21 protein-coding genes are annotated in these 23,210 nt (G+C 65.7%); 12 read left to right on the top strand and 9 right to left on the bottom strand.

The annotated features are described in order from the left end of the window. Positions 1-145 precede the first annotated feature (145 nt). Both KI242_RS15895 and KI242_RS15900 read left to right on the top strand, forming a co-directional pair. Positions 146-1,840: an AAA family ATPase gene (locus KI242_RS15895; RefSeq protein WP_125063232.1), complete on the top strand. Its 1,695-nt coding sequence runs from the start codon at positions 146-148 to the stop codon at positions 1,838-1,840. Next, a complete protein-coding gene (locus KI242_RS15900; protein ID WP_041752258.1) occupies positions 1,827-2,768 on the top strand; it encodes a hypothetical protein in 942 nt (313 codons plus the stop codon). The genes KI242_RS15895 and KI242_RS15900 overlap by 14 nt, the downstream gene beginning before the upstream one ends. Before the next feature lie 3 nt (positions 2,769-2,771). Here KI242_RS15900 and KI242_RS15905 read toward each other — a convergent pair whose 3' ends face one another. Next, positions 2,772-3,389 (bottom strand): class I SAM-dependent methyltransferase, encoded by a 618-nt coding sequence (locus KI242_RS15905; RefSeq protein WP_053158535.1) that lies wholly within the window; start codon positions 3,387-3,389, stop codon positions 2,772-2,774. A gap of 71 nt (positions 3,390-3,460) precedes the next feature. Next, positions 3,461-4,378 (bottom strand): LysR family transcriptional regulator, encoded by a 918-nt coding sequence (locus tag KI242_RS15910; RefSeq protein ID WP_015635626.1) that lies wholly within the window; start codon positions 4,376-4,378, stop codon positions 3,461-3,463. Positions 4,379-4,540: 162 nt separating this feature from the next. On the opposite strand from KI242_RS15910, the gene KI242_RS15915 reads away from it, so the two are divergent. Next, on the top strand, positions 4,541-6,232 hold the full coding sequence (locus tag KI242_RS15915) for an AMP-binding protein (protein ID WP_015635627.1): 1,692 nt from the start codon (positions 4,541-4,543) through the stop codon (positions 6,230-6,232). Positions 6,233-6,263: 31 nt separating this feature from the next. Next, the gene (locus KI242_RS15920) at positions 6,264-9,536 is read left to right on the top strand and encodes a carboxyl transferase domain-containing protein (protein ID WP_212805333.1); all 3,273 of its coding nucleotides are present in this window, start codon (positions 6,264-6,266) and stop codon (positions 9,534-9,536) included. A 33-nt stretch (positions 9,537-9,569) separates the two neighbouring features. Here KI242_RS15920 and KI242_RS15925 read toward each other — a convergent pair whose 3' ends face one another. Genes KI242_RS15925 through KI242_RS31830 form a run of 4 tightly spaced genes read right to left on the bottom strand, consistent with a single transcriptional unit; the run spans position 9,570 to position 12,348 of the window. Then, positions 9,570-10,886, bottom strand: coding sequence for a DUF6687 family protein (locus KI242_RS15925; RefSeq protein ID WP_212805334.1), 1,317 nt, complete (start codon positions 10,884-10,886; stop codon positions 9,570-9,572). Between the two features lie 48 nt (positions 10,887-10,934). Further along, on the bottom strand, positions 10,935-11,129 hold the full coding sequence (locus KI242_RS31820) for a hypothetical protein (protein WP_244868129.1): 195 nt from the start codon (positions 11,127-11,129) through the stop codon (positions 10,935-10,937). Then, complete coding sequence (locus KI242_RS31825) at positions 11,093-11,980, bottom strand: MFS transporter (RefSeq protein WP_244868130.1); 888 nt, start codon at positions 11,978-11,980, stop codon at positions 11,093-11,095. Before KI242_RS31825 ends, KI242_RS31820 begins: the two co-directional genes overlap by 37 nt. Further along, a complete protein-coding gene (locus KI242_RS31830; protein ID WP_244868131.1) occupies positions 11,965-12,348 on the bottom strand; it encodes an MFS transporter in 384 nt (127 codons plus the stop codon). Before KI242_RS31830 ends, KI242_RS31825 begins: the two co-directional genes overlap by 16 nt. Positions 12,349-12,456: 108 nt before the next feature. On the opposite strand from KI242_RS31830, the gene KI242_RS15935 reads away from it, so the two are divergent. The 4 genes from KI242_RS15935 to KI242_RS15950 all read left to right on the top strand — a co-directional run bounded on the left by KI242_RS15935 (position 12,457) and on the right by KI242_RS15950 (position 16,945). Continuing rightward, complete coding sequence (locus tag KI242_RS15935) at positions 12,457-13,233, top strand: metalloregulator ArsR/SmtB family transcription factor (protein ID WP_103290191.1); 777 nt, start codon at positions 12,457-12,459, stop codon at positions 13,231-13,233. Then, positions 13,233-14,705, top strand: a complete 1,473-nt coding sequence (locus KI242_RS15940; RefSeq protein ID WP_202945056.1) for an alpha/beta hydrolase — start codon at positions 13,233-13,235, stop codon at positions 14,703-14,705. The genes KI242_RS15935 and KI242_RS15940 overlap by 1 nt, the downstream gene beginning before the upstream one ends. Before the next feature lie 177 nt (positions 14,706-14,882). Then, positions 14,883-15,317, top strand: a complete 435-nt coding sequence (locus tag KI242_RS15945) for a hypothetical protein (protein ID WP_041752756.1) — start codon at positions 14,883-14,885, stop codon at positions 15,315-15,317. 137 nt (positions 15,318-15,454) lie between these two features. Continuing rightward, on the top strand, positions 15,455-16,945 hold the full coding sequence (locus KI242_RS15950; RefSeq protein WP_212805335.1) for an aldehyde dehydrogenase family protein: 1,491 nt from the start codon (positions 15,455-15,457) through the stop codon (positions 16,943-16,945). Positions 16,946-16,989: 44 nt separating this feature from the next. Here KI242_RS15950 and KI242_RS15955 read toward each other — a convergent pair whose 3' ends face one another. Continuing rightward, positions 16,990-17,460: a hypothetical protein gene (locus tag KI242_RS15955; RefSeq protein WP_011061324.1), complete on the bottom strand. Its 471-nt coding sequence runs from the start codon at positions 17,458-17,460 to the stop codon at positions 16,990-16,992. Further along, positions 17,454-17,909: a glucosaminidase domain-containing protein gene (locus tag KI242_RS15960; protein ID WP_015635634.1), complete on the bottom strand. Its 456-nt coding sequence runs from the start codon at positions 17,907-17,909 to the stop codon at positions 17,454-17,456. The genes KI242_RS15955 and KI242_RS15960 overlap by 7 nt, the downstream gene beginning before the upstream one ends. 301 nt (positions 17,910-18,210) lie before the next feature. Between KI242_RS15960 and KI242_RS15965 the strand changes: the two genes are divergently transcribed. The 4 genes from KI242_RS15965 to KI242_RS15980 all read left to right on the top strand — a co-directional run bounded on the left by KI242_RS15965 (position 18,211) and on the right by KI242_RS15980 (position 22,222). After that, on the top strand, positions 18,211-19,224 hold the full coding sequence (locus KI242_RS15965) for an iron ABC transporter substrate-binding protein (RefSeq protein WP_053158552.1): 1,014 nt from the start codon (positions 18,211-18,213) through the stop codon (positions 19,222-19,224). Between the two features lie 4 nt (positions 19,225-19,228). Beyond that, on the top strand, positions 19,229-20,839 hold the full coding sequence (locus KI242_RS15970; RefSeq protein ID WP_212805336.1) for an iron ABC transporter permease: 1,611 nt from the start codon (positions 19,229-19,231) through the stop codon (positions 20,837-20,839). After that, positions 20,836-21,900: an ABC transporter ATP-binding protein gene (locus KI242_RS15975; protein WP_053158558.1), complete on the top strand. Its 1,065-nt coding sequence runs from the start codon at positions 20,836-20,838 to the stop codon at positions 21,898-21,900. The genes KI242_RS15970 and KI242_RS15975 overlap by 4 nt, the downstream gene beginning before the upstream one ends. 109 nt (positions 21,901-22,009) lie before the next feature. Continuing rightward, positions 22,010-22,222 carry a DUF4880 domain-containing protein gene (locus KI242_RS15980; protein WP_011061329.1) on the top strand — a complete coding sequence of 71 codons (213 nt, stop codon included), beginning with the start codon at positions 22,010-22,012 and terminating at the stop codon, positions 22,220-22,222. 12 nt (positions 22,223-22,234) lie between these two features. Here KI242_RS15980 and KI242_RS15985 read toward each other — a convergent pair whose 3' ends face one another. Then, entirely contained in the window at positions 22,235-23,176 is a 942-nt protein-coding gene (locus KI242_RS15985) for a tyrosine-type recombinase/integrase (RefSeq protein WP_011061330.1), read from the bottom strand. Positions 23,177-23,210 lie beyond the last annotated feature (34 nt).

Consider the following 23,210-nt stretch of genomic DNA (forward strand, 5'->3'; position numbering starts at 1 on the left):
CGCGGCTTTTTTTTGTCCGAGGCAAACGTCCCGACCTGGAAAACCCGACAGTCGCCAATCTCTTGAATGCTTGGCCGACTATTTCCCGCAACCGACTCATGTGCGAATCTACGCGCCATTTTTTACTAATGGCACATAGCTATTTATGCCGGTGCGCTGGCCTGCTAGCCAGGGTTCAAAGCAAGAGCTGAAAAACAATTATCAGGGATTCGATATGTCGCCAGACCGCACTGTGATCCATGTGCTTTTTTTCGTCGGAAAATCGGGACAGCCCACCGTATTGCCATTAACCGATGCTTATGAGGTGGTGGTCTATCCCTCCGAGGGACCGCCTGACATCCCCCCTTTCACTCTGGAAATAGCCCCTTCATCGCGCACCTCCAGCCGACAGCAGTTAGACGTAGCCTCGTTCACTACCCTTTACGGCGAGAATGGCAGTGGCAAGACCGAGATGTTGCTGGGGGTGTGCGAAGGACTGGCTGATTGGGAGTCTAAATCCAAAGTCAGCATTCTTTGGGAAACGGAACAGGGGCTGTACCTATCGAAAGGTCTTTCGCTTAACAAGACCAGGCTGCTCTCCAGCCTGCAGATCACTCAAGACAAGTTTTGCGTACCGCCCGAATTTTCGGCAGTTTTCTACTCGACCTCTCCGTTTGAAAAGGTCAGACGCGCACTCTTGCGTCGTAGAAAAGTAAAAGATGTCAGCCCAAGGTTTGGTCTGGTCGTGGAGTCGGAGATGGTTGCGGCATTTAATGCCTATCCCTTTCTCAAGGACAAAGCCACCTTCGTCTCCGAGGCGACGGCGGAAATAAAACTCAAGCCGGCTTCATTGGTTGACTTGGTGAAGTCATATTCCGCGGACGGAGCCAGAACCTACAAGGCCCTGGAGCCGGAAATGAAGACCCGGCTTCATGAGATCGACAGGCGCTCATCAGTACAGACGAGGTTTATCTGCTCCTTTGCCGTCCTGGAATGCCTGGACAGAGTAACTGATGAACAGCTTCATCTGTTGATTGATACGTTGCTGGCAATGATCAAAGTTCACGGCCCGTGGCTCAACGACTTGCTGTTGGTTGACTTCCCTCAACTGCTTCTGCTGGCAGGAAACGATTTCTTGGCCGAGCAATTGCTCAAGGCCCGCAACGCGCTGGATGTAGTCCGTCCCTTGTTCAAAAACGTCAATACTTGGAGGCGACTGGCCTCTTTGGCCTATTTGGATGAGCAAGCCGGTCACCAGATCCGTCAACATGAAGGTGTGTTTTCCGAAGTGGCTGCACTCGGTTTGCTCAAGTTCTCCTTCAAGCAACTGAGCTCCGGCCAGGCCAGCATGATGTCGCTGTACTGCTCCACCGCCCGGGCCTTCGGCGAGTTCGAGCGCGAGTCGCAGGATAGGTTGATGCTGCTGTGCATCGATGAAGGCGAGATGTTCATGCACCCCAAGTGGCAACGCATGTACATCGACAGCCTGCTGAAATTCATCGGGCAATTCGGTTCCCTGGCGAAAAGAACCCACGTGTTCATTTCCACCCATTCACTGATCGTCGCCGCCGATACACCCGCCGGCCGCCTGTTCGACCTGGACAACCAGCAACTGACCAATGCCTTCGGCTACACCCCCAAGCAAACCTTGAACTCGGTATTCGCGGTGGGAGATTTCACGGGCGAGTTCAACCTGAACCTGCTGACCAAACTCTCAGATGTGTTGAACCGCAAGGATCAAGACTTGGAAAGCATCAGGCACGCCTGGCAGATCGCCGACACACTGGCCAACGATGAGCTCAGGCACCATGTACAACAACAGTTGAGCGTGCTGATCGGAGGCCCGCATGCTCAAGCTTAAGGTGGATCCGACCGCTAAACAGCGGCACCTGCAAACCTTGGGCGAGCGTTTTGACAAGGCCATGAGTGCCTGGAAGTCACCCTTCGCCGGTTATCCGCCCTTCACATCAGACTTGAAGAAGGTGTTGCAGAGCGAGCGCGATTTCATACTTGTCGGCGATGTCAGCCGGCTACACGGGGTGATCCAACAGGTCAAACACCAAGCCGGGCCCCTTGATCATTACTTGCGAAATCGACCCAGCGCAAAGTCCGGCGCTCGGCAGGCCGATATGGAGAAGTTGATCACCAAGCTGGGCGAAATCTTCGACTACAGCAATTTCATCTACAAGGGCGTCGGCTGGAACGCCTACAAGCTGGTAGGCAGTTATGCACTGCGCATCTGCCCTTACTGCCACCTGCACCATGTGAATTACCACGGCCAGAGTGTCGGCACCCCCAGGAAACTGGAAATGCGGCCGCCCCTTGATCACTTCTTGCCCAAGTCGATCTACCCCTATCTGGCGGTGTCGCTGTACAACCTGGTGCCCTCTTGTCACCCGTGCAACTCCTCGATCAAGGGGGATGACGACCCCGCCCATACAATCCCCCATCCTTTTGACCCCGCCGCCCCCCTGGACATGAGTTTTACCCTCAAGGGGTCGGCGCTTGGGATCTCTGGAATCACCGAGGAAGAACTTGAGCTGACCGTCACTGGTAACGGGGCCTGGGGCGAGTTCACCACATTCTTCCACCTGCAGGAGCGCTACCAGTGGTACGCCCCGGAGGTGACCGACATGCTCAAGCGCAAGCAGTTTCGGGATGAGAGCGATGCGGTGGTTCAGTCGTTGATACGTGCGGATTTCATCCTTGGGTTTGCCCCGCACGACTTCGAAAAACGTGCCCTGGGCATCTGCCTGCGGGACATCGCCAAAAACCTGAAGGTGCTCTGAGCCTCAATCTATCGTCCGCGCCAGCCAAACGGTGAACCCGCAGCAGTCCGGGTCTTCGCTGATGTGCTGCACCACCTCGAAACCATGGGTGTCGAGCAAGGTGCAGTATTCCCCTGGGGAGAGGCTGGCGTGGTACAGGTCTTGGCCCTCGAATTCGCCGATGGCCTCCCCTGCCTCGGGGCCGCTGGTGAACATCAGGGCGCAGCCCGGACCGGCGTGGCGTTCGAAAACGGCGAACATGGCGCGCTGATCGTCCGGGCTCAGGTGAAACAGGCTGTTCCAGGCGAGGATGCCGGCAAAATCCTGGTCCAGGGCAAGGCTGCGCATGTCAGCGTGGATCCATTGCTGCCCGGCAAAGCGCTGGCGGCACTGGTCCAGCAAGGTGGCAGAGCTGTCGACGCCGGTGACTGCACATTGGTGTTCGATCAGGTTGCGCGCAATCGGCTCGCCACCTCCGCAACCCAGGTCCAGCACCTGGCCGCCCTGCCCCATGACCCGGCGAAAGCGCTCCAGCCATGCCTGCTCTCCCTCGAAGGCCTCGGGGTTGGCGCTGCGACGCTGGTCCCAGACCCGAGCATGACGCTGGTACAGATCGACGATATGACGGGCGGACTCGTGCATCCACAGGTTTCCGTGTGCGTGTGTGGCCGCAAATTACAGCACAACGGCGCTTGGGCCGGGCGTCAAACCGTTCAACTGCGCCCTGCCAGCTCCAGCAACTGCTCGCGCAGCCAGCGGTTGGCCGACTCGTTCTGCACTTGCTTGCTCCAGTACAGGTTGAGGCAGACCTCGGGCAGGGTCAGGGGCATGTCGAGAATCCGGTTGCCCAGCCCGGCGTTGATCAACTGCGCATTGTTGCGGGTCAGGGTCAGCAGGCCATCGCCCTGGGCCACCAGTTGCGCAGCGGTGAGAAAGTGCTGGCAGTGCTGGCGGATGCGCCGTACCACCCCCAGGTGCCCCAGGGCCAGGTCTTCGACGCAGATGCCCCGGCGCCTGGAGGTCACCGCCACATGCTCGGCCGCCAGGTAGCGTTCCACCGTCAGTTCGCCGCTGAAGCCGGGGCCGGCCATCACGCAGAAGGAATCCTGCAGCAGCAGTTGCTGTTGCAGTTGCGGGTCGGTGAGCCGCGACAGTTCGATGGCCAGGTCAATACGCCCGGCAATCATCTCCAGCTTCAGGTCGGCCCAGTGCACGCTGGTGCTGCGCACTTCAAGGTGCGGGGCAACACGGTTCAGGTGCGCCAGGATCAAGGGCAGGATCACCGGCTCCAGTTGCTCCGGCATGTTCAGGGTGAAACGCCGGCGGTCCCGCAACGGGTCGAAGGCCTGGGCCGGGTTGAGGCTGCGGCGCAGACCGCTGAGGGCGTCCTGGATCCCCGGGGCCAGTTGCTTGGCCAGCGGCGTGGGGGCCACGCCATAGCCTTCGCGGACGAACAGCGGATCGTCCAGCTGGGCGCGCAGGCGCGCCAGGGCGTGGCTGATGGCCGACTGGCTGAGGTGCAGCACCGAGGCGGCGCGGGTCAGGTTGCGCTCCTGGTACACCACCTCGAAGACCCGGAACAGGTTCAGGTCCAGGCGGCTCAGCCCTGACCATTCATGCGGTGAGTTCATGGTTGTGCCCTCGCAGTCTCGACCCGCAGCAGGCTAGCAGCGGGCCGGCGCCGGCAGAACCATGTAGCGCATTCATGAATCTCGATGAATAACCGTCGGTTCTGTGGTGCTCCGGGCGCTGCCTAAGATGGCCGTGCCGATAACAACAATTCAGGAGGCACCATGGACCTTGCGGCCTATCAGCAGCACCTTCACGCCCTGCAGCAGGCCGCCTGGCCCGAAGGCGCGCCGCGTACCCCGCAGTACCCCCTGGGCCAGCAGCCCCTTACCGAATACCTGCGGGCCTGGGCGCAGTCGCAAGCCAGTGCCGTGGCCCTGGACTTCTATGGCTATCAGTTGAGCTTTGCCGAGCTGGACCGGCTGTCCGACCGGTGCGCCGCCTTGCTCGGCGAGCTGGGAATCGGCCCCGGGGACCGGGTGGCGGTGTACCTGCCCAACTGCCCGCAATTGCATATCGGTTTCTGGGGCATTCTCAAGTGCGGCGCCGTGTACGCGCCGGTCAGCCCCCTGGCGCGCACCCTGGAGCTGGAGTATCAGCTCAAGGACAGCGGCGCCCGGGTGATCCTGTGCTTCGACCAACTGCTGGATGTGGTGCAGGCGGTCAGCGACGCCTGCGAGTTGAGCGCGATCCTGGCCACCAGCCTCAGCGAGTTGTGCCCGGCCACCCCGAGCATTCCCCTGCCGGACCTGCTGCGGGCGCCCAAGCGCCTGGCCCCGGGGGTGATCGACTTTTTCCCCGCCCTGGAGGCCTGTCGCGCCGCCACCCCGGCCCACCGTCCTGCCCTGGGCGATATGGCCGCACTGAACTACACCGGTGGCACCACCGGCATGCCCAAGGGCTGCATTCATAGCCACGGCGACATGCTCTACACCTGCGCCAGCTTCGTGCCGGTGGCCTTGGGCCTGAGGCAGGACAGCGTGCTGCTCAATTTCCTTCCCGAGTTCTGGATCGCCGGGGAAAACGCCGGCCTGCTGTTTCCCATCTACGCCGGCTGCCGCCTGGTGCTGCTGGCGCGCTGGGACGCCCTGGGTTTCATGGCGGCGGTGGCGCACTACCGGGTCAGCCATTGCGGGCTGCTGGTGGACAGCGCCGCCGAAGTGCTGGAGCACCCAAGCGTCGCCGACTACGACCTGAGCTCCCTGAAGGCCACCGGCTGCATCTCCTTCGTCAAGAAGCTCACCCCGGACTATCGCCAGCGCTGGCGCGCGCAAACCGGCTGCACCCTGTTCGAGTTCAGCTTCGGCATGACCGAAACCCACACCTGCGACACCTTTACCGCCGGCCTGCAGACCGACGACTTCGACCTCAAAAGCGCGCCAACCTTCGTCGGCCTGCCGGTGCCGGGCACCGAGTTCAAGGTCTGCGACTTCGACAGCGGCGCCCTGCTGCCCCTGGGCTCCGAGGGCGAGTTGTGCGTGCGCAGCCCTTCCCTGCTGCAGGGTTACTGGCAGCGCCCGGAGGCGTCCGCGGCGGCCCTGCGCGACGGCTGGCTGCACACCGGTGACCTGGGGCAGATCACCGGACAAGGGTTTATCCGCTACCTGGGCCGGCGCAAGGAAATGCTCAAGGTCAATGGCATGAGCGTGTTTCCCAGCGAGCTGGAGGCGCTGTTCGGCCAGCACCCGCAGGTGCTGGCCAGCGCAGTGATCGGCCGCGCCGATGAACGTCGGGGCCAGCAGCCGGTGGCCTTCGTTGTGCTCAAGCCCGATGCGCCCCAGGACCCGCATGCCCTGGCAGCCTGGTGCCAGGAGGTGATGGCCGCCTACAAGGTGCCGCAGATCCGCCTGGTGGCCAGCCTGCCCATGACCGCCACCGGCAAGGTCAAGAAGAACGAGCTGGAACAACAGCTCTGAGCCCTTCCTTTTCAGCATTGCGAGAATTGCCATGTTCCAGAGTCTGTTGATCGCCAATCGCGGCGAGATCGCCATCCGTATCGCCCGGGCCTGCGCCGACCTGGGCGTTCGCAGCGTCGCGGTATTTGCCGAGGACGACGCCGCCAGCCTGCACACGCGCAAGGCCGATCTGGCCCTGCCCCTCAAGGGCCGCGGGGTGGCGGCCTACCTCGACCGCCAGCAACTGATCGCCCTGGCCCTGCAACAGGGCTGCCAGGCGATTCACCCGGGCTACGGCTTTCTCGCGGAAAACCCCGACTTTGCCCGGGGCTGCCTGGAAGCCGGGCTGACCCTGATCGGCCCCGGCCCCGAGGTGCTGCAACTGTTTGGCGACAAGGCCGCGGCCCGTGCCCTGGCCGAAGATTGTGGGGTGCCCTTGCTGGAGGGCATCAACCGAGCAGTCAGCCTGGAACAGGCCGCTGCCTTTCTCGAACGCCATGGCACGGTGATGCTCAAGGCCCTGGCCGGTGGCGGTGGCCGGGGCATGCGCGCGGTCACCGAGGCCGGGCAACTGCAGCAGGCATTCATCCGTTGCCAGTCCGAAGCCCAGGCGGCCTTCGGCAATGGCGCGCTGTATGTCGAACAACTGCTGCAGCGGGCGCGGCACATCGAGATCCAGGTGCTGGGAGACGGCAGCGGCGCGGTCAGCCACTTGTGGGAGCGCGATTGCAGCCTGCAGCGCCGGCACCAGAAGCTGGTGGAAATCGCCCCCAGCCCGGACCTTGCCCCGCAATTGCGCCAGCAGTTGATCGACGCCGCCCTGGCCCTGGCCGCGCGAGTGCGTTACCAGGGCATTGGTACCTTCGAATTCCTTCTCGACCAGGAACACCCGGGGCGCTTCTATTTCATGGAGGCCAACCCAAGGATCCAGGTGGAGCACACGGTGACCGAGGCCATCACCGGCGTCGACCTGCTGCACACCCAACTGCGCCTTGGCGCGGGCGCCTCCCTGGCCAGCCTGGGCCTGAGCCGGCCACCAGAGCCCCAAGGCTTTGCCGTGCAGGCGCGGATCAACCTGGAACAGCCCCTGGCCGATGGCGGCATGGGGCCGGTGGCCGGCACCCTCAGCGCCTATGAAGCCCCCAGCGGGCCCGGGCTGCGGGTCGACGGCTACGGCTATGCCGGTTACCCGGTGAACCCCGGCTATGACTCGCTGCTGGCCAAGCTGATCGCCCAGGGTACGGATTTTCCCGCGGCCCTGGGCCGGGCCTATCGTGGGCTTTGCGAGTTTCGCCTGGAGGGCGTGCCGAGCAACCTGGGGCTGTTGTTGAACCTGTTGCGCCAGCCGGCGGTGCTGGACTATCAGGTGGACACCAGGTTCGTCGAAGCCCATTGGGCCCAGTTGCTGCAAGATTGCGCCGGGCAACACCGGCCGATGTTCTTTGCCCGGCAGGCCGCCACTGCGCAGAGCACTCGCAGCGATGTCCAGGCGCCCCCGGGCACGGCGGCGCTGAACGCCCCGAGCACCGGGGTGCTGGTGAGCCTGGAAGTGGCCGTGGGTGATGAGTTGCGGATTGGCCAGCGGGTTGCGGTGCTGGAAGCGATGAAGATGGAGTTCGAGGTCAAGGCGCAGAGCAGCGGTATCGTCCGGGCCTTGGCCGTCCAGGTTGGCGAAGCACTGGGCGAAGGCCAGCCCCTGCTGTTTCTGGAGCCGGCGGAGTTTGCCGACCAGGGCCAGCACAGCGAAGAGCAACTGGACCTGGCACTGATTCGCGCCGACCTGGCGGAAGTCCGCGAACGCCATGCCTTGCTGGAGGATGCCCAGCGTCCGGAGGCGCTGGCCAAGCGTCGCCGCAACGGCCAGCGCACCGCCCGGGAGAACCTCGAGCACCTGCTGGACCCGGGCAGTTTCATGGAGTACGGCGCCATGGCCCTGGCCGCCCAAAGGCGTCGGCGCAGCGTCGAGGAGTTGCAGGCCCTGAGCCCGGCTGATGGGCTGGTGGGAGGCATAGGTACGGTGAATGCCGGGCTGTTCGACGGCCAGGACGCCCGTTGCCTGGCCCTGGCCTACGACTACACGGTGTTCGCCGGCACCCAGGGGGTGATGAACCACAAGAAGACCGACCGCCTGCTGAGCCTGGCCCAGGAGTGGCGGCTGCCGGTGGTGCTGTTTGCCGAAGGCGGCGGTGGCCGGCCCGGCGACAGCGACTTTGTCGGGGTCGCCGGCCTGGATTGCCATACCTTCGCCGCCATGGCCCGGCTGTCCGGCTGGGTGCCCACGGTGGGCATCGCCTCGGGGCGCTGCTTTGCCGGCAACGCCGCCCTGCTCGGCTGCTGCAACCTGATCATCGCCACCCGGAACGCCAGCATCGGCATGGCCGGCCCGGCGATGATCGAAGGCGGCGGCCTGGGCAGCTTCACCCCGGAACAGGTGGGCCCGGTGTCGGTACAAGGCCCCAACGGAGTGATCGACGTGCTGGTGGCCGACGAAGCCGAGGCCGTGCAGGTGGCCAAGCAGTACCTGAGCTATTTCCAGGGGCCGCTCAAGGACTGGCACTGCGCCGACCAGCGTGAGCTGCGGCATTTGATTCCGGAAAACCGCCTGCGGGTCTACGACATCCGCCGGGTCATCGAGACCCTGGCCGACCGCGACAGCGTGCTGGAGTTGCGCCGGCAATTCGCCCCGGGGCTGATTACCGCGCTGATCCGCGTCGAAGGCCGGGCCTTTGGCCTGCTGGCCAACAACCCGGCGGTGCTGGGCGGCGCCATCGACGCCGCGGCCGGGGACAAGGCCGCACGTTTCATGCGCCTGTGCGAAGCCTTCGGCCTGCCGCTGGTGTCCCTGTGCGACACCCCGGGGTTCATGGTGGGGCCGGAGTCGGAGCAGCAGGCCACGGTGCGCCATGTGTCACGGATGTTTGTCAGTGCCGCCAGCCTCACGGTGCCGTTCTTCACCCTGGTGCTGCGCAAGGGCTACGGCCTGGGCGCGCAGGCCATGGCGGCCGGGAGTTTTCACAGCCCGTTGTTCACCGTCGCCTGGCCCAGCGCCGAGTTCGGCGCCATGGGCCTGGAAGGTGCGGTGCGCCTGGGCTTCTCCAAGGAACTGGCGGCCCAGCCCGACCCGCAGTCGCAACAGGCGCTGTTCGACAAACTGGTGGCCAAGGCCTACGCCCGGGGCAAGGCGCTGAACATGGCCAGCTACCTGGAGATAGACGCGGTGATCGACCCCCTGGAAAGCCGAGCGTGGCTGCTGCGTGGCCTGCAGGCCGCACCGCGCCCGGTGCCCTGGGCCGAGCGCGCGCAGGGTTTTGTCGATACCTGGTAGCCCTGCCTCTCCATCGTAGGAGCAGGCCGCTGCTCAGGCGTTGGCATCCCAGGCGACAGGGGCTTGTTCGAGGAACTGGCGCAGTTCGGCCAGCAGGGTGCTGCTGGCGTGGCTGCTGGGCCGGCTGGCGACAAACCTCAGGGCCGGCATGATTTCCTGCACGCCGTCGTAGTGCCATTGCCCCGGGGTGCGTTCGGCTTCCTGCAGGGCCCGGGCGAAGATCGCCAGGTCGCGCCGGGGCCGGGCAATGCCGCTGATGCGCTCGACCCAGCTCTCGTAGCGCTGGCGGATCTCCACCCGCCCCTGACGGACCATGGCCAGCACCCCGCAACGGCTGCGGTTATGCACCGCCACCGGCGACAGGCCGCAATACTCGCCCAAACCGTCCCAGCCCTGCTCGGGCAGGACAAACACCGCCAGATCAATGCCCGGGTACTCCTCGATCACCGTGCCCGGATCGGCCAGCAGCGCCTCGCTGCGTTGCAGCGCGAGCATGGCCGGAGCGTACAGGGGCGCATAGCGCCGGGTGTTGTCGAGTACATCGGCCATCTGCGGCAGCAGCGCGGCGAAGCGTGTCAGCAATTGCCGGTCGTTGCTGGCCTGTGGGTCGACGCGCACCCGGCCCGCCAGGGCATGCAGGGCAAAGGCGCAGTGCAGGGCCTGGGCCGAAGTGCCCCGGGAGAAATCACCGAGGCGGGCAATGTCGATCAGCAACTGGCGGTGCCCCAGGGCATGCTCCGGCGTCAGGAAGGCATACACCGAGGCCAGCCCGTCGAGGTCGAAATGATCGCTGGTGATCACCTGCGCCCGGTCCACCGTCAACCCCTGCTGGAGAAAGCCCAGGGCACTGGTGGTGGAGTGATTGGCCTTGTGCTCGACAGGCGTCTTGTTCGCCGGCCAATGGGACAGGGTCAATAAGGTCGCCGGGGTATCGATGGAATCCAGGGAGATGTTCTCGCGGTGTGTGCTCTGGCCAAGGGGCAGGAAGCCATAGCGGCTTTGCCGGCCCAGGCGCAGGGCTGGCAAATCCAGCTCCAGGGGCGGGGCCGGCGTTGCCACCGGCCCTGGGGGCGCCGCCGGCGCAGGCGCGGTTGCACGGGTCAATTCGCCCTGCCCGCCCAGGCGATAGCCGAGCTGGCAGATATTCTCCCGGCGCAGGTCCCAGGGGTTGCCGTTGCGCACCGCGCAGCCGGGCCCGCCGACAACGCTGAGCAAGTCAGTGAAGCGGTTGTCGGCAATGCCGATCACCCTTCCTCCCAACTGCCTGAGCTGCAGGTGGTGCAAGTGCGGGGCCAGCCCCGGATCGAGGATCAAGGCCGGTTGCGGCGCATCAGTGGCAAGGCTGTTCATCGTGGTTTCCTTACAGGTCAATGACGCCAGGCGCACGCCCGACAGGGTTCAGGCTTGGGCCAGGTGCGGTGAACCGTTGCGCCGTACCTGGCGCACCGAGACAAACAGCAGCGCCGACAGCCCGGCGTACAGGCCGAACAGCCAGGCCGCAGCCTGGGCCGCGCCAGCAGTCCCGCCCGTGGAGGTCAGGCCTGCCAGGTTGACGATCATTCCCGCCAGCGCCGCCCCCAGGGCAGTGGCCACCAGTTGCACCGTGGTAATCGAGGCGCCGGCCAGTTCCTTCTGATCCTGCGGGGCCTGTTCCAGAACCCGGGACAGCAGGTGCGGCCAGGCCAGGCCGATACCGACGCCCACCAGCAGCATGGCCAGGCACACCGCCCCAGGCTCAGGGCCGGGGTGGCGGTGGCAGGCATGAACAGGCAGGCCAGGAGCAGCCCGGCCACCACCAGGAACGGTCCGATGGCAATCGCCCGGGCCGCGCCCCGCGGGCCAAGGCCTGAGCTGAAGATCGCCCCCAGGGTCCAGCCGGCGGCCATCAGCGCGGCGATATAACCTGCCAGCAACGGCGTCTGCTGATGCAGCACCTGCAGAAACAACGGTACGAAGACCTCGCTGGTCATGCCCACCACCAGCAGGGCCATGGAAATGTACAGCGCCAGCAAGGCACTCCCGGCCTTCAGGCTATTGCGCGGCAACAAGCGCGCGCCGTCGCGGTTCTCCAGAGCGAATACCGGCACCAGCAGAACCAGCCCGGCTCCCAGCCCCAGGGCGTTGTACAGCGGCGATGGGGTGATGCTGCCGATGGAAATGGCCAGTACCACGGCGGTCAGCAACAGCAGTTGCAGGGCGGGAATCGGGCTACGGGGCGCGCTTTCCCGACTCTTGCCCGGCAACAGTGCAACGGCCAGCAGCATGAACAGCAAGGTGCAGGGCAGCAGCACCCAGAACGCCGCGCGCCAGGCCCCATGTTCGGCGAAAATTCCGCCGACCGCCGGGCCGATCAGGGTCGCTGCGCCCCACATGGCGGAAATCAACGCCATCGCCCGGGGCCACAGCGGCTCGTCGAACACCAGGCGGATCATGGCGTAGGGCAACGCGAACAGCAGGCCGCCCCCAGCCCCTGGACGCTGCGCCCGAGGATCAGCCCGCCCATGTCCGCCGCCAGGGCGCACAGGCTGCAACCGAGCATGAACACCAGGCCCGCCAGGCCGTACGCGGCTTTGGGCCCCAGGAGCGCCAGGGCCCGGGTGGAGAGCACCGAGCCGATGATCGAGGCCACCACGAACAAGGTGGTGTTCCAGGCGTAGTAGTCCAGGCCGCCAATGTCCTTGACCACCGAGGGCAACAGGGTGGTTACCAGGTAGACGTTGATTGCATGCAGGGCCACGCCACCAGCCAGGGCCGCAGAACGCAGCCCGTTCTTGCCCAGTAACAGTGCCGACCATCCGCTTGTCGATGCCATGCCGTTCTCCATGTGTGTTGTTCGCTGTTGGGCGAATGTAATACACAAGCAAATACTTTGATAATTGTTTTTTCCAGCCGTTCCGGCAATTCCCCCCAGCAGCAGGCAATGGATCGACAAGCTGCGAGCCCCTGCGCCCGAGCCTGTTATGCTTGCGTGGTTGCCGGCGTCATGGACGCTCCTGATACCCCACCTGTGCATTGGTTAATGGCCCAGATGTCTTCGATTTCCCCCTCCACCGATAAGAAAAGCCCCGGGGCTACCGCCGAGCGGATCCTGTTTCTGCTGAAAACCCGCGGCCCGTTGAAAACCGCCGATCTGGCGCCGCTGCTCAAGGTGTCCCAGGAAGCCGCGCGCCAGCAATTGCAGAAGCTGGTGGACAGCGAACTGATCGTCGGCCAACTGATGCCGGCCCAGGGCGCCGGGCGGCCCTCACAGAAATGGGTGCTCACCGAGCTGGCCCAGGCGCGCTTTCCCGACACCCACGCCAACCTGACCCTGCAGTTGATCGATTCGATCCGCGCGGTGTATGGCGCCGACGGCGTGGAGCGCATCGTCAGCGATATGGAGCGGGCCAACAGCGCCGAGTACCTCAGCGTCTGCGCGCCGTTGCCGACCCTGGAGCAGCGGGTCCGGGCCCTGGCGCAGATCCGTGAAGTGGCCGGCTACATGGCCAGTGTCGAAGCCGACGGCGATGCCTGGCTGCTGATCGAGAGCCATTGCCCGATCTGCGTCGCGGCCCAGCAGTGCCAGGGCTTCTGCCGTTCCGAGTTGCAAGTGTTCCAGGCCGCCATCGGCGAGTTGGGCCAGGTACAGCGTGTGGAACACCTGATTACCGGCGATCGACGCTGCGTCTATCGCATCCGTGCCACCCCAGTGAGTTGATGCCCGTGCCCCTGCCAGTCCTGTCCCGCCTGCTCAAACAGGGCGCGCTGATCCTCGGCGTCGCCACCCTGACCCTGCTGGCCTGGCGGGCTTATGACAGCGAGCGCGGCCCGGCGCTGCAGCCCTGGCACCTGAAGGTGCCCCATGAACTGAGCGTGGAGCAGTTGGACCACGCCGACTGGGGCGCCTGGCTGCAGGCCGAGGACCGGGTATTCACCGAGGTCCGGCAGCAGGTCAGCGAGCGGCTGGACCCCGGGCAGGTACCGCCCTTCAACCGCTACCGCCAGGACAGCCGGGCCTACCCGCCACGCTTTGCCACGAACTGGAACCGTTCCTACCTGTTGCGCCCGGCGGGTACGCCCCGGGGCGTGGTGGTGCTGCTGCACGGCCTGACCGATTCGCCCTACAGCCTGCGGCATGTCGCCCAGCGCTACGTCGAGCACGGCTACCTGGCCATCGGCTTGCGCCTGCCCGGCCATGGCACGGTGCCGGCGGGGCTGACCGATGCCCAGTGGCAGGACTGGCTAGCCGCCACCCGCCTGGCCCTGCGTACCGCCCGGGCCGAAGTGCCGGCGCCGGCTCCGCTGCACCTGGTGGGCTACTCCAACGGCGCCGCACTGGCAGTCAAGTACACCCTGGATGCCTTGAGCGACCCGCAGTTGCCCCAGGCCCAGCGCCTGGTACTGATTTCCCCGATGATCGGCGTCGCCTCGTCCGCCCGTTTTGCCGGGCTGGCCGCCTTGCCTGCGGTGTTCCCGGCCTTCAGCAAGGCGGCGTGGCTCAACCTGCGGCCCGAATACAACCCGTTCAAGTACAACTCGTTTCCAGCCAATGCCGCGCGCCAGTCCTGGCTGCTGACCGACACCCTGCAAAAGCAGCTGCTGGCCCTGGTGGGCGATCCACGGCTGGCCCGATTGCCACCTATCCTCAGCTTCCAGTCGTTGACCGACGCCACCGTCAGCACCCCGGCCCTGGTCAGTGGGCTGTACCGGCAACTGCCGGCCAACGGCAGTGAACTGGTGATCTTCGACCTCAACCGCGAGCGCGATTTCGAAGGGCTGCTGGACCCGGCCAGCGTCACCTCCCTGGCCAGCCTGCTACCGCCCGCGCCACGCAACTACACCACCCGCATCCTCAGCAACGAAGGCACGGGCAGCGCGGCACTGGAAGAAGTGAGCACCCCCGCCCTGAGCCCGGACAGCAGCCGGCGGCCCCTTGGCCTGGCCTACCCGCCGGGGGTGTTTTCCCTGTCCCATGTGGCATTGCCCTTCCCCGTCGATGACGGCCTGTACGGCACCCAGCCCAGCCCCGATGAGGATTTTGGCGTGCACCTGGGCACCATTGCCGCCCGTGGCGAACGGGGTGTGCTGGTGGTGCCCATGGATGAGCTGATGCGCCTGAGCGCGAACCCGTTCTACCCCTACCTGATCCAGCGCATCGAGGCGCAGATAGATAAAGCAACAGTTCATTGATTGATCCCGTGAATGCCCGAGTGGTAGTTTCGCCGCCCCCTACCCTCCTTGATTTCCGAGGGGGCGCAACTGCCGCCATGGCAGGGAAAGCCCATGATCTACATGCTTCAATTTCCGGCCCTGGGCCTGCCAACGCCCAAGCACCGCACCCTGAAAGCCGCCGCTGTGGCCCTGCTGATGCTGGGCGCGGCCGCCAGTGCCCAGGCCGACCAGCAACAGGACTTCTGGTACGTACAGACCAGCGTGTACACCAACCACTGGAGCAACGACCCCGACCACAACAACCACCAGGACCTGATCGGCCTGGAGCGCAACTACGCCGACGGTGAACTGTGGGGCGTGAGCACCTTTCGCAACTCCTTCTCCCAGCGTTCCTACTACGCCTATGTCGGCAAGGCCTGGGAAAATGCCGACTGGCCGGTTTACGCCAAGCTCAGTGGCGGCCTGATCCAGGGCTACAAGGGCGACTACAAGGACAAGATCCCGCTGAACCACTTTGGCGTGGCGCCGGTGCTGATCCCGGCCATCGGCACCCATTACGGCCCGGTGGGCGCAGAGCTGGTGGTGCTGGGGGCCGCGGCGGTGATGGTCAACGTCGGCTACCGCCTCTGAGCACCCGGCCCTCGCACAATCGTACAAGACGCCTCTGCACTCCCCTTCCTAGACTCCCCGCTGAATGACCACCGCGCCGCGGTGGCCCGGCGTTGCCATCGTTGCCAGTCCCGGCACACTTGGAAAGGGATCTTCCAATGCACGGTTTTCAACCCTGGAACCCGCAGTTCTATATCAACCCGCTGTACCTGCCGGCTTCCGGCGATGCCCCGCACCAGGTGTTCAACCCGGACACCCGCGAGCCCATCGGGCTCAACCCCAGTTGTACCAAGGACGATGTGCACACCGCGGTGGCGGCGGCCAACGTTGCCCACACCCTGTGGCGCCTGCTGGATACGGATCAGCGTCAGGCGCTGTTGCTGCAACTGGCGGACAGCATGGCCGCCGACAGCGAACTGAACCGGCAGATCATCCGGCAGATGACTCGGGAACTGGCGCTTTGCGTGGCCGAAGCCCGGGCCGAGCTGGATCACTGCGCAGCCGTGTTCCGCTATTACGGGGCACTGGCCGACAGCGATGTCCCGGCCCCGAGCCCGAGCGGTGCAGCGCAGTGCCGGCTACGGTACGAGCCCTATGGCGTCAGCGTGCATATCCTGCCGTTCACCCTGGGCATTGCCCTGCTGGGGCGCACGTTGGCCGCGGCCCTGGCGGCCGGTAACAGTTGCCTGGTCAAGCCGGCGCAGAACGCCAGCCTGTCCACCCTGGCCTTCATGCAGCACTTCGCTGGCCTGCCGGCGGGGCTGGTCTCGTGCATTCCCGGGGACGCCGCCACCGGGCAATGGCTGCTGCAGTCCAGCGGCACCCATGCCGTAGCCTTCACCGGCAGTGTCGGCGCTGCCAGCGCGGTGGCGGTGACCTGCGCCGAACTGCTCAAGCCCTGTGCGATCGAGAGCACCGGCCGCGGCGCGATGATCGTTGCCCAGGACGCCGACGTCGCGCTCGCCGCCGCCTACGGAGCTCGCGCCGCCTTCAGCCGCGGTGGCCAGAGTTGCCTGTCGATCCAGCATTTTTTCGTCGAGGCGCAGGTTCATGACCAGTTCGTCCGGCACTTCATCGAGCACACCCGCCACCCGGGCCACGACTCCAGCAGCGCTGTGCGGCCGCTGATCAGCCAGGCCGCACGGCACAAAGTCCGGCGGCTGGTGCGTGACGCCCTGGCCAAGGGCGCCGCACTGCTGGCCGGAGAACAGGCACTCGAAAACCCGCTGCCCGGCAGCCTGCAACCGCCGGTGATCCTCACCGAGATCGACGACGACATGGTCATCACCCAGGAAGAGTGCCTGGGCCCGGTGGCGGTCATCCGACGGGTGAGTGACCTTGGCGCAGCCGCGCAACTGGCCAACGATTGCCCGGCAAGCTTTGAGGTGACCCTGTTCAGTAAAGATCCGGCGCACGCGGTGCAGCTGGCCCAACGCTTACTGAGCGCCCGGGTGCGGATCAACCCGCCGCCCGTGCCGAACCACCCCGACAGCGAGCACCACTGGACCCTGTCGCAATTGGCCGGCGACTTGTCTCCCAGCGCCCTGGATGCTTTCCGGCGGCCCAAGCGCCTATTGCTCGGTGCTGCAGCGGCCCCGGCCACGCAGCAGGCGCCGGTGCAAGCCTTTGCCGCAGGGCTGCCCGAGTGATGAGCCAGAGGTTGGAAGAGCACGCGGCGACGGTGCTCCTAGGCTTATTGTTGGTCTTCGCAGCCCAGGCCCTCGCGCTGGCTTTTTTCATCCGCCAGGCTCTTGCCGGTGCGGGCCATGACCCGCCGCTGCAAGGCTCGCAGCTCGGCGCCATCAAGGCGCTTGCAGCTGTTGATTTCCCAGGTATCGCCCGTGTTCAGGCTGACCGAGAACAGGCCCCAGTACTCGGTGGCCCCGGCCTTGGGGTCGTTGTAGCCGAGGCTGAAGTCGTAGTACCCGGGATGGGGCGGCTTGCCGTTTTCGTCCTGCAGGTCGCCGTCGATGAACACCCCGGGGCGCTGCAACTGATAGTCCTGGTGCTTGAGGGCCACCCGCAGGACCTGCTCCGCCTGTTCGCGGGTCAGGCCGCTGTCCTTGATCCGCGCCGGCTGCAGGCTATCGGTGGCGCAGGCCACCAGTGTGGTGCAGGCCAGGGACAGGCCAAGCACCCAGGAAGGACTCTTGAGTTTCAGCACGCCATGCGCCCTCTGACCGCGATGATGATGTCCGCCAGGTAGCGGGCGAAGCCATCCCGGCCGCCGGTCTTGGCGTTGCCGGTGTTGTAGCCGCTGCGTACCAGCGCCTGGGCGAATGCCATGGGGTCACGCTGGCCACGTACTGCCGTGCCAAAGCTCGAAGCAAAGGACTGGGCGGACTTCTGGAAGGAGTCGAACTTGGCCACCTTGATGCTGGCGTTGCCCAGGGGCGCCTCGGCGCCGATCTGCAGGGGGGCCGGTGCGTGCATGGAAAAGTAGTTGTTCAGTTCCCGGGCAATGCGCCCGGTGCCGTACTGGCTTTCCTGGGCGGCCAGGCCCAGCAGGTTTTCCACCGGCAGGTCCAGCTGGTCGGCAATCGGCTGGCACACCGCCTTGTACTTGCTGACAAAGGTCACGGCACTGATGTTGTTGCAGAGTCTGGCGCTCACGTTTGTTCCCTCGGTTGACCGGTCAATTCCATTTACTGCGGTTTTCGCCGCGTGATTATAAAGCAACCCGGGGCCCACGCTGTCGAGTGCGTCACAGCCTCAAGGCAGACGCGTGACCGGCTACCGCGAGAACCTCCGGGCATCACGGGAATTCACCATAAATTTGACGATTTTTTCTTGTTTGCCGCTCTACATTGCGCGCAGTTTTCATTTGCAAATGATTCCTATTGTTCGAGCTGCCCGACGGCTCGATTCTTCCGGCTTGATGCATCCAAAAACCACCGCAGGAGCTGCCTTCTCCATGACCCCACGTATCCCCTCACGCTTGAAAACCGGCCTGCTGGTCGGTGCCTTGCTGACTGCCGGCCATGCCTATGCGGCCGATGCCGACGGCTTGCTGGTGTACAACGCCCAGCACGAAGGCCTGACCAAGGCCTGGGTCGAAGGCTTCACCCGGGACACCGGGATCAAGGTCACCCTGCGTAACGGTGATGACAGCGAAATGGGCAACCAGCTGGTGCAGGAAGGCCAGGCTTCGCCGGCGGACGTGTTCCTCACCGAGAACTCACCGGCCATGGCCCTGGTGGACAACGCCGGGCTATTCGCCAAAGTGGCTCCGACTACCCTGGAGCAAGTGGCCGCTGCCTATCGTCCAACCCATGGCAACTGGGTGGGCATCGCCGCGCGCTCCACGGTGTTCGTCTACAACCCGGCCAAGCTGCAGCAGGCCGACCTGCCCAAGTCCCTGCTCGACCTGGCGAACCCAGCCTGGAAAGGCCGCTGGGCCGCATCCCCTGCCGGAGCCGACTTCCAGGCCATTGTCAGCGCGGTGCTGGAACTCAAGGGCGAAGCCGCCACCCTGGAATGGCTCAAGGGGATGAAGAGCAATGCCAGCCTCTACCGGGGCAACAGCGCGGTGCTCAAGGCGGTCAACGCCGGTCAGGTGGACAGTGGTGTGATCTATCACTACTACAGCTTCGTCGACCAGGCCAAGACGGGGGAAAACAGCAAGAACACCGCCCTGCACTACTTCAAGCACCAGGATCCAGGGGCGTTTGTCAGCCTTTCCGGCGGTGCGGTTCTGGCTTCCAGCAAGCACCAGGAGCAGGCCCAGGCTTTCCTCAAGTGGATCACCAGCGCCAAGGGCCAGGCAGTGCTCGGCAGCGGCAAGTCGTTCGAATACGCGGTCGGCCTGGGCGCGCAGTCCAATCCCAAGCTGGTGCCCCTGGCCGAGCTGGACGCGCCCAAGGTTGACGCCGCCAGGCTCAACAGCAAGAAAGCCGTGGACCTGATGACCCAGGCCGGCCTCCTGTAAACCCATGGCCGACGACCTCTCACGCTTGCCCGCCGGGGATACGACCCGGGTCGCTGCCGCGACCCACACTGGCTATCGCCGCCACGGGCCGGGACGGCGGGCCGCTCCCTGGCTGTTGGGCGCGGCGCTGCTGGTGTCGCTGGGGGCGCTGCTGCCCCTGGGATTTGTCGTCGGCATCTCGATCCAGACCGGTTGGGCGACCATCGCCGAGCTGGTGCTGCGCCCGCGAGTCGCGCAGCTGCTGGGCAATACCCTGTTGCTGCTGGTGCTGACCCTGCCGCTGTGCGTGCTGCTGGGGATTGCGCTGGCCTGGCTGACCGAACGCAGCGACCTGCCCGGGCGGCGCATCTGGTCGCTGCTGGCCGTGGCGCCCCTGGCCGTGCCGGCGTTCGTCCACAGCTATGCCTGGGTCAGCCTGGCGCCCGCGCTGCACGGCTTGCCGGCGGCGGTGCTGGTGTCGGTGATTGCTTACTTCCCCTTTGTCTACCTGCCGGCGGCGGCCACCCTGCGCCGGCTGGATCCGGCCCTGGAAGACGTGGCCGAGGCCCTGGGGCTCGAACCCTGGGCCCTGTTCCTGCGGGTGGTACTGCCACAGTTGCGCCTGGCCGTGGGCGGCGGTGCCTTGCTAGTGGGCCTGCATTTGCTGGCCGAGTACGGCCTGTACGCAATGATCCGCTTCGACACCTTCACCACCGCCATCTACGACCAGTTCCAATCCACCTACAACGGCCCGGCGGCGAACATGCTGGCGGGCATCCTGGTGCTGTGCTGCCTGGTGCTGCTGGGGGTGGAGTCCGCCAGCCGTGGCCAGGCGCGCTATGCCCGGGTCGGCTCGGGCAGCCCGCGGCCCCAGCGCATCCAGGCCTTGCGCCGCGTGGCCCGGGCCGCCGGGCTGTTGCTGGCGGCGCTGACCAGTGCTCTGGCCCTGGGCGTGCCCCTGCTGACCCTGGGCAACTGGCTGCTGGCCGGCGGCCTTGAGGTCTGGCAGGTGCCGGAGCTGCTGCCCAGCCTGCGCCAGACCCTGATGCTGGCCAGCCTGGGGGCGCTGTTGACCACCTGTGCGGCGATCCCCGTGGCCTGGCTGTCGATCCGTGCCCCAGGGCGCCTGCTGCGGCTACTGGAAAGCTGCAACTACCTCACCAGTTCCCTGCCCGGCATCGTGGTGGCCCTGGCCCTGGTGACGGTCACGGTGAAATTCGCCAGGCCGATCTACCAGACCAGCTTCACCGTGCTCCTGGCCTACCTGCTGATGTTCCTGCCCCGGGCCCTGGTCAGCCTGCGGGCGGGTATCGCCCAGGCACCGGTGGAGCTGGAAAACATCGCCCGCAGCCTGGGCCGCTCGCCGCTCCAGGCGCTGTGGCGGGTCACCCTGCGCCTGGCGGCACCGGGAGCGGCAGCCGGCGCGGCGCTGGTATTCCTGGCCATCAGCAATGAACTGACCGCGACCCTGCTGCTGGCGCCCAACGGCACCCGCACCCTGGCCACCGGCTTCTGGGCCAGGACCAGCGAGATCGACTACGTCGCCGCGGCGCCCTATGCCCTGATCATGATCCTGCTGTCCCTGCCGTTGACCGGCCTCCTCTACCATCAATCCAGACGTACGGCGGGCCGATGAACGCTCTCGAACTCCACGCAGTGCACAAATCCTTCGGCGGCGTGCCGGCGGTGCAGGACATCAGCCTCAGCATGCCCGCCGGCAGCCGCACGGCTATCGTCGGCCCTTCGGGCTCGGGCAAGACCACCTTGCTGCGAATGATCGCCGGCTTCGAGTTTCCCGATCGCGGGCGCATCAGCCTCAATGGCCAGGTGCTGGCGGACGCTCAGGGCGCGGTGCCGGCCCATCAGCGCCTGATCGGCTATGTACCCCAGGATGGCGCGCTGTTTCCGCACCTCAACGTGGCGGCTAATATCGGCTTCGGCCTGACGGGCAAGAACCCGCAGAGGCAGCAGCGCATTGCCGAGCTGCTGGACATGGTGGCTCTGGATAGCAGCCTGGCCGCCCGTTGGCCCCACGAGCTTTCCGGCGGCCAGCAGCAGCGGGTTGCCCTGGCCCGGGCCCTGGCGCAGCGCCCGCGGCTGATGCTCCTGGACGAACCCTTTTCCGCCCTCGATACCGGCCTGCGGGCCTCGATGCGCAAGGCCGTGGCACGGCTCCTGGCTGAGGCCGGGGTGACCACCATTCTGGTCACCCATGACCAGGCCGAGGCCTTGTCCTTTGCCGACCAGTTGGCGGTGATGCGCCAGGGCCGGCTGGTGCAGGCCGGTGCGCCGCTGGAGCTGTACCAGCACCCGCGGGATGCCCAGACTGCGCTGTTTCTCGGCGAGGCGGTGCTGCTGCCGGCGCAGCTGGACCAGGGGCTGGCCCAATGTGACCTGGGGCAGGTGCCGATCCGCGAGCGCTCGCTCAAGGGCCCGGCGCGGATCATGCTGCGCCCCGAGCAACTGCAGGTGCTGGCGGACGACGGCGATGGCGCCGGCAGTTGCCCGGGAGTGGTCAGGGACTGCGACTTTGCCGGCAACACCTGCACCCTGAGCATCGGCGTGGCCGGTGCCGGGGGCCATGAACAACTGGTGCCGGTCCGCAGTTCCGGCCTGCATGCGCTACCGGTCGGCAGCCGGGTGCGCATCCGCACCCTGGGGCATGCCCATGTGCTGGGGGCGGCCCCCGGTGCTTGAGTGAAGGATGCTGCCCTTGATCATGGTCACGCGCGGCAATCGCTCCGATACTTCAGCCATGCCGCTGTACACCGTGGCTACCGGCTCCACCTTGAACAAGGAATGAACCATGACTGATTCTGCCAGCCAAGCAGAGGAATACCTGATGATGCAGGCCGCGCACTGGTGCATGCGCCTGCGCGAGGCCGATTGCAGCCTGGCCGAGCGCCGGGCATTCGAGGACTGGTTGCAGAGCGACCCGAGCCATGCCTTCGAGTACGCGAAGATGCTGGAAGCCTGGGACCTCACCGGGCAGTTGTCGCCCACCCTGCCCTCGCTCTGACCCTGCCACGGCCTACAGATCGAAGCGGTCGATGGCCCGGCGCCGTTCGTTGTCATCGCGCAGGTCATAGCTGGCCGTGGTCTGGATGTTGCTGTGGTGAGCCAGTTTCTGCGCCAGCGACAGGTCGTGTTCCTCGATCACCCGGGTGATGAACGAGCGTCGGAAATCGTGGGGCATGATCCGCACGCCCACCTGGGCCCCGCGTTGCCGGGCAATGTAGTAGATGGCGTGCTTGGTGATGCGCTCGCGAGTGATGTGCCCGCCCCGGCGGATGCGGTTGAACAGGAACGGGTCGTCTACCAGGCCCGCGGGCAGATGCCGGCGGCGCAGCTCCAGCCAGGCCTGCAGCTTGTCGAAAGCCCAGGTGGGTGCGTACTTGATCAACTGACGATTGCCCTTGGCCAGCACCTGCAGGCTGCGCTCGCTGAAATCCACCTGGGCCAGGTCCAGGTTGACCGACTCGGACTTGCGCATGCCCGAGCCATAGAGCAGCGCAATCAGCGCTGCATCGCGCACGCCCTGGGGGCGCGGGTCGGAAGCGCACACGGCCATCAGTTCATGGATCAGGCCGCGCTTGAGGTTGCGTCCGCGGGCCAGGCGCGTGCCGCTGATGGCCTTGACCGAACGCATCTTCAGCAGGTGGTCCTGGCTGATCAGGCTGGCCCGCCACGCCTCGTTCATCACCCCGCGCAGGGCATTGACGTACAGCGATGAGGTATTGGGCGCATAGCCGTCTTCGCGCAAGGTGGCCACCAGGGCCGTGACATGCTCGGGTTGCAGCAGGTGCCAGGGGATTTCCTCCAGGTTCTGCTCGGCGTAGCCCAGGCGGTCGGCGGCGTCCTGCAGCACATAACGCAGGGTCGACTGGCTGGAGGGGGCCAGGCGCTTCAGGTACAGGCTCAAGGGGTTGGGCGCGTCAAGGCCGGCGGCGCGGTCATGGCCCGGCGGGTTCATGGATGCTCCGCTGGGCAAGGTTGTACCGGGTAGC

The organism is Pseudomonas sp. Eqa60, from assembly GCF_018326405.1.
In the GTDB taxonomy this organism is placed as follows: domain Bacteria; phylum Pseudomonadota; class Gammaproteobacteria; order Pseudomonadales; family Pseudomonadaceae; genus Aquipseudomonas; species Aquipseudomonas protegens.

Coding starts and splice junctions, on each gene's coding strand:
- KI242_RS15975 (WP_053158558.1), top strand. CDS start 20,836: ATGAACGCTCTCGAACTCCACGCAGTGCACAAATCCTTCGGCGGCGTG.
- KI242_RS15935 (WP_103290191.1), top strand. CDS start 12,457: ATGGATCGACAAGCTGCGAGCCCCTGCGCCCGAGCCTGTTATGCTTGC.
- KI242_RS15895 (WP_125063232.1), top strand. CDS start 146: ATGCCGGTGCGCTGGCCTGCTAGCCAGGGTTCAAAGCAAGAGCTGAAA.
- KI242_RS15985 (WP_011061330.1), bottom strand. CDS start 23,176: ATGAACCCGCCGGGCCATGACCGCGCCGCCGGCCTTGACGCGCCCAAC.
- KI242_RS15905 (WP_053158535.1), bottom strand. CDS start 3,389: ATGCACGAGTCCGCCCGTCATATCGTCGATCTGTACCAGCGTCATGCT.
- KI242_RS15925 (WP_212805334.1), bottom strand. CDS start 10,886: ATGAACAGCCTTGCCACTGATGCGCCGCAACCGGCCTTGATCCTCGAT.
- KI242_RS15980 (WP_011061329.1), top strand. CDS start 22,010: ATGACTGATTCTGCCAGCCAAGCAGAGGAATACCTGATGATGCAGGCC.
- KI242_RS31830 (WP_244868131.1), bottom strand. CDS start 12,348: ATGGCATCGACAAGCGGATGGTCGGCACTGTTACTGGGCAAGAACGGG.
- KI242_RS15970 (WP_212805336.1), top strand. CDS start 19,229: ATGGCCGACGACCTCTCACGCTTGCCCGCCGGGGATACGACCCGGGTC.
- KI242_RS15920 (WP_212805333.1), top strand. CDS start 6,264: ATGTTCCAGAGTCTGTTGATCGCCAATCGCGGCGAGATCGCCATCCGT.
- KI242_RS15950 (WP_212805335.1), top strand. CDS start 15,455: ATGCACGGTTTTCAACCCTGGAACCCGCAGTTCTATATCAACCCGCTG.
- KI242_RS15910 (WP_015635626.1), bottom strand. CDS start 4,378: ATGAACTCACCGCATGAATGGTCAGGGCTGAGCCGCCTGGACCTGAAC.
- KI242_RS15900 (WP_041752258.1), top strand. CDS start 1,827: ATGCTCAAGCTTAAGGTGGATCCGACCGCTAAACAGCGGCACCTGCAA.
- KI242_RS15945 (WP_041752756.1), top strand. CDS start 14,883: ATGCTGGGCGCGGCCGCCAGTGCCCAGGCCGACCAGCAACAGGACTTC.
- KI242_RS15940 (WP_202945056.1), top strand. CDS start 13,233: ATGCCCGTGCCCCTGCCAGTCCTGTCCCGCCTGCTCAAACAGGGCGCG.
- KI242_RS15965 (WP_053158552.1), top strand. CDS start 18,211: ATGACCCCACGTATCCCCTCACGCTTGAAAACCGGCCTGCTGGTCGGT.
- KI242_RS15915 (WP_015635627.1), top strand. CDS start 4,541: ATGGACCTTGCGGCCTATCAGCAGCACCTTCACGCCCTGCAGCAGGCC.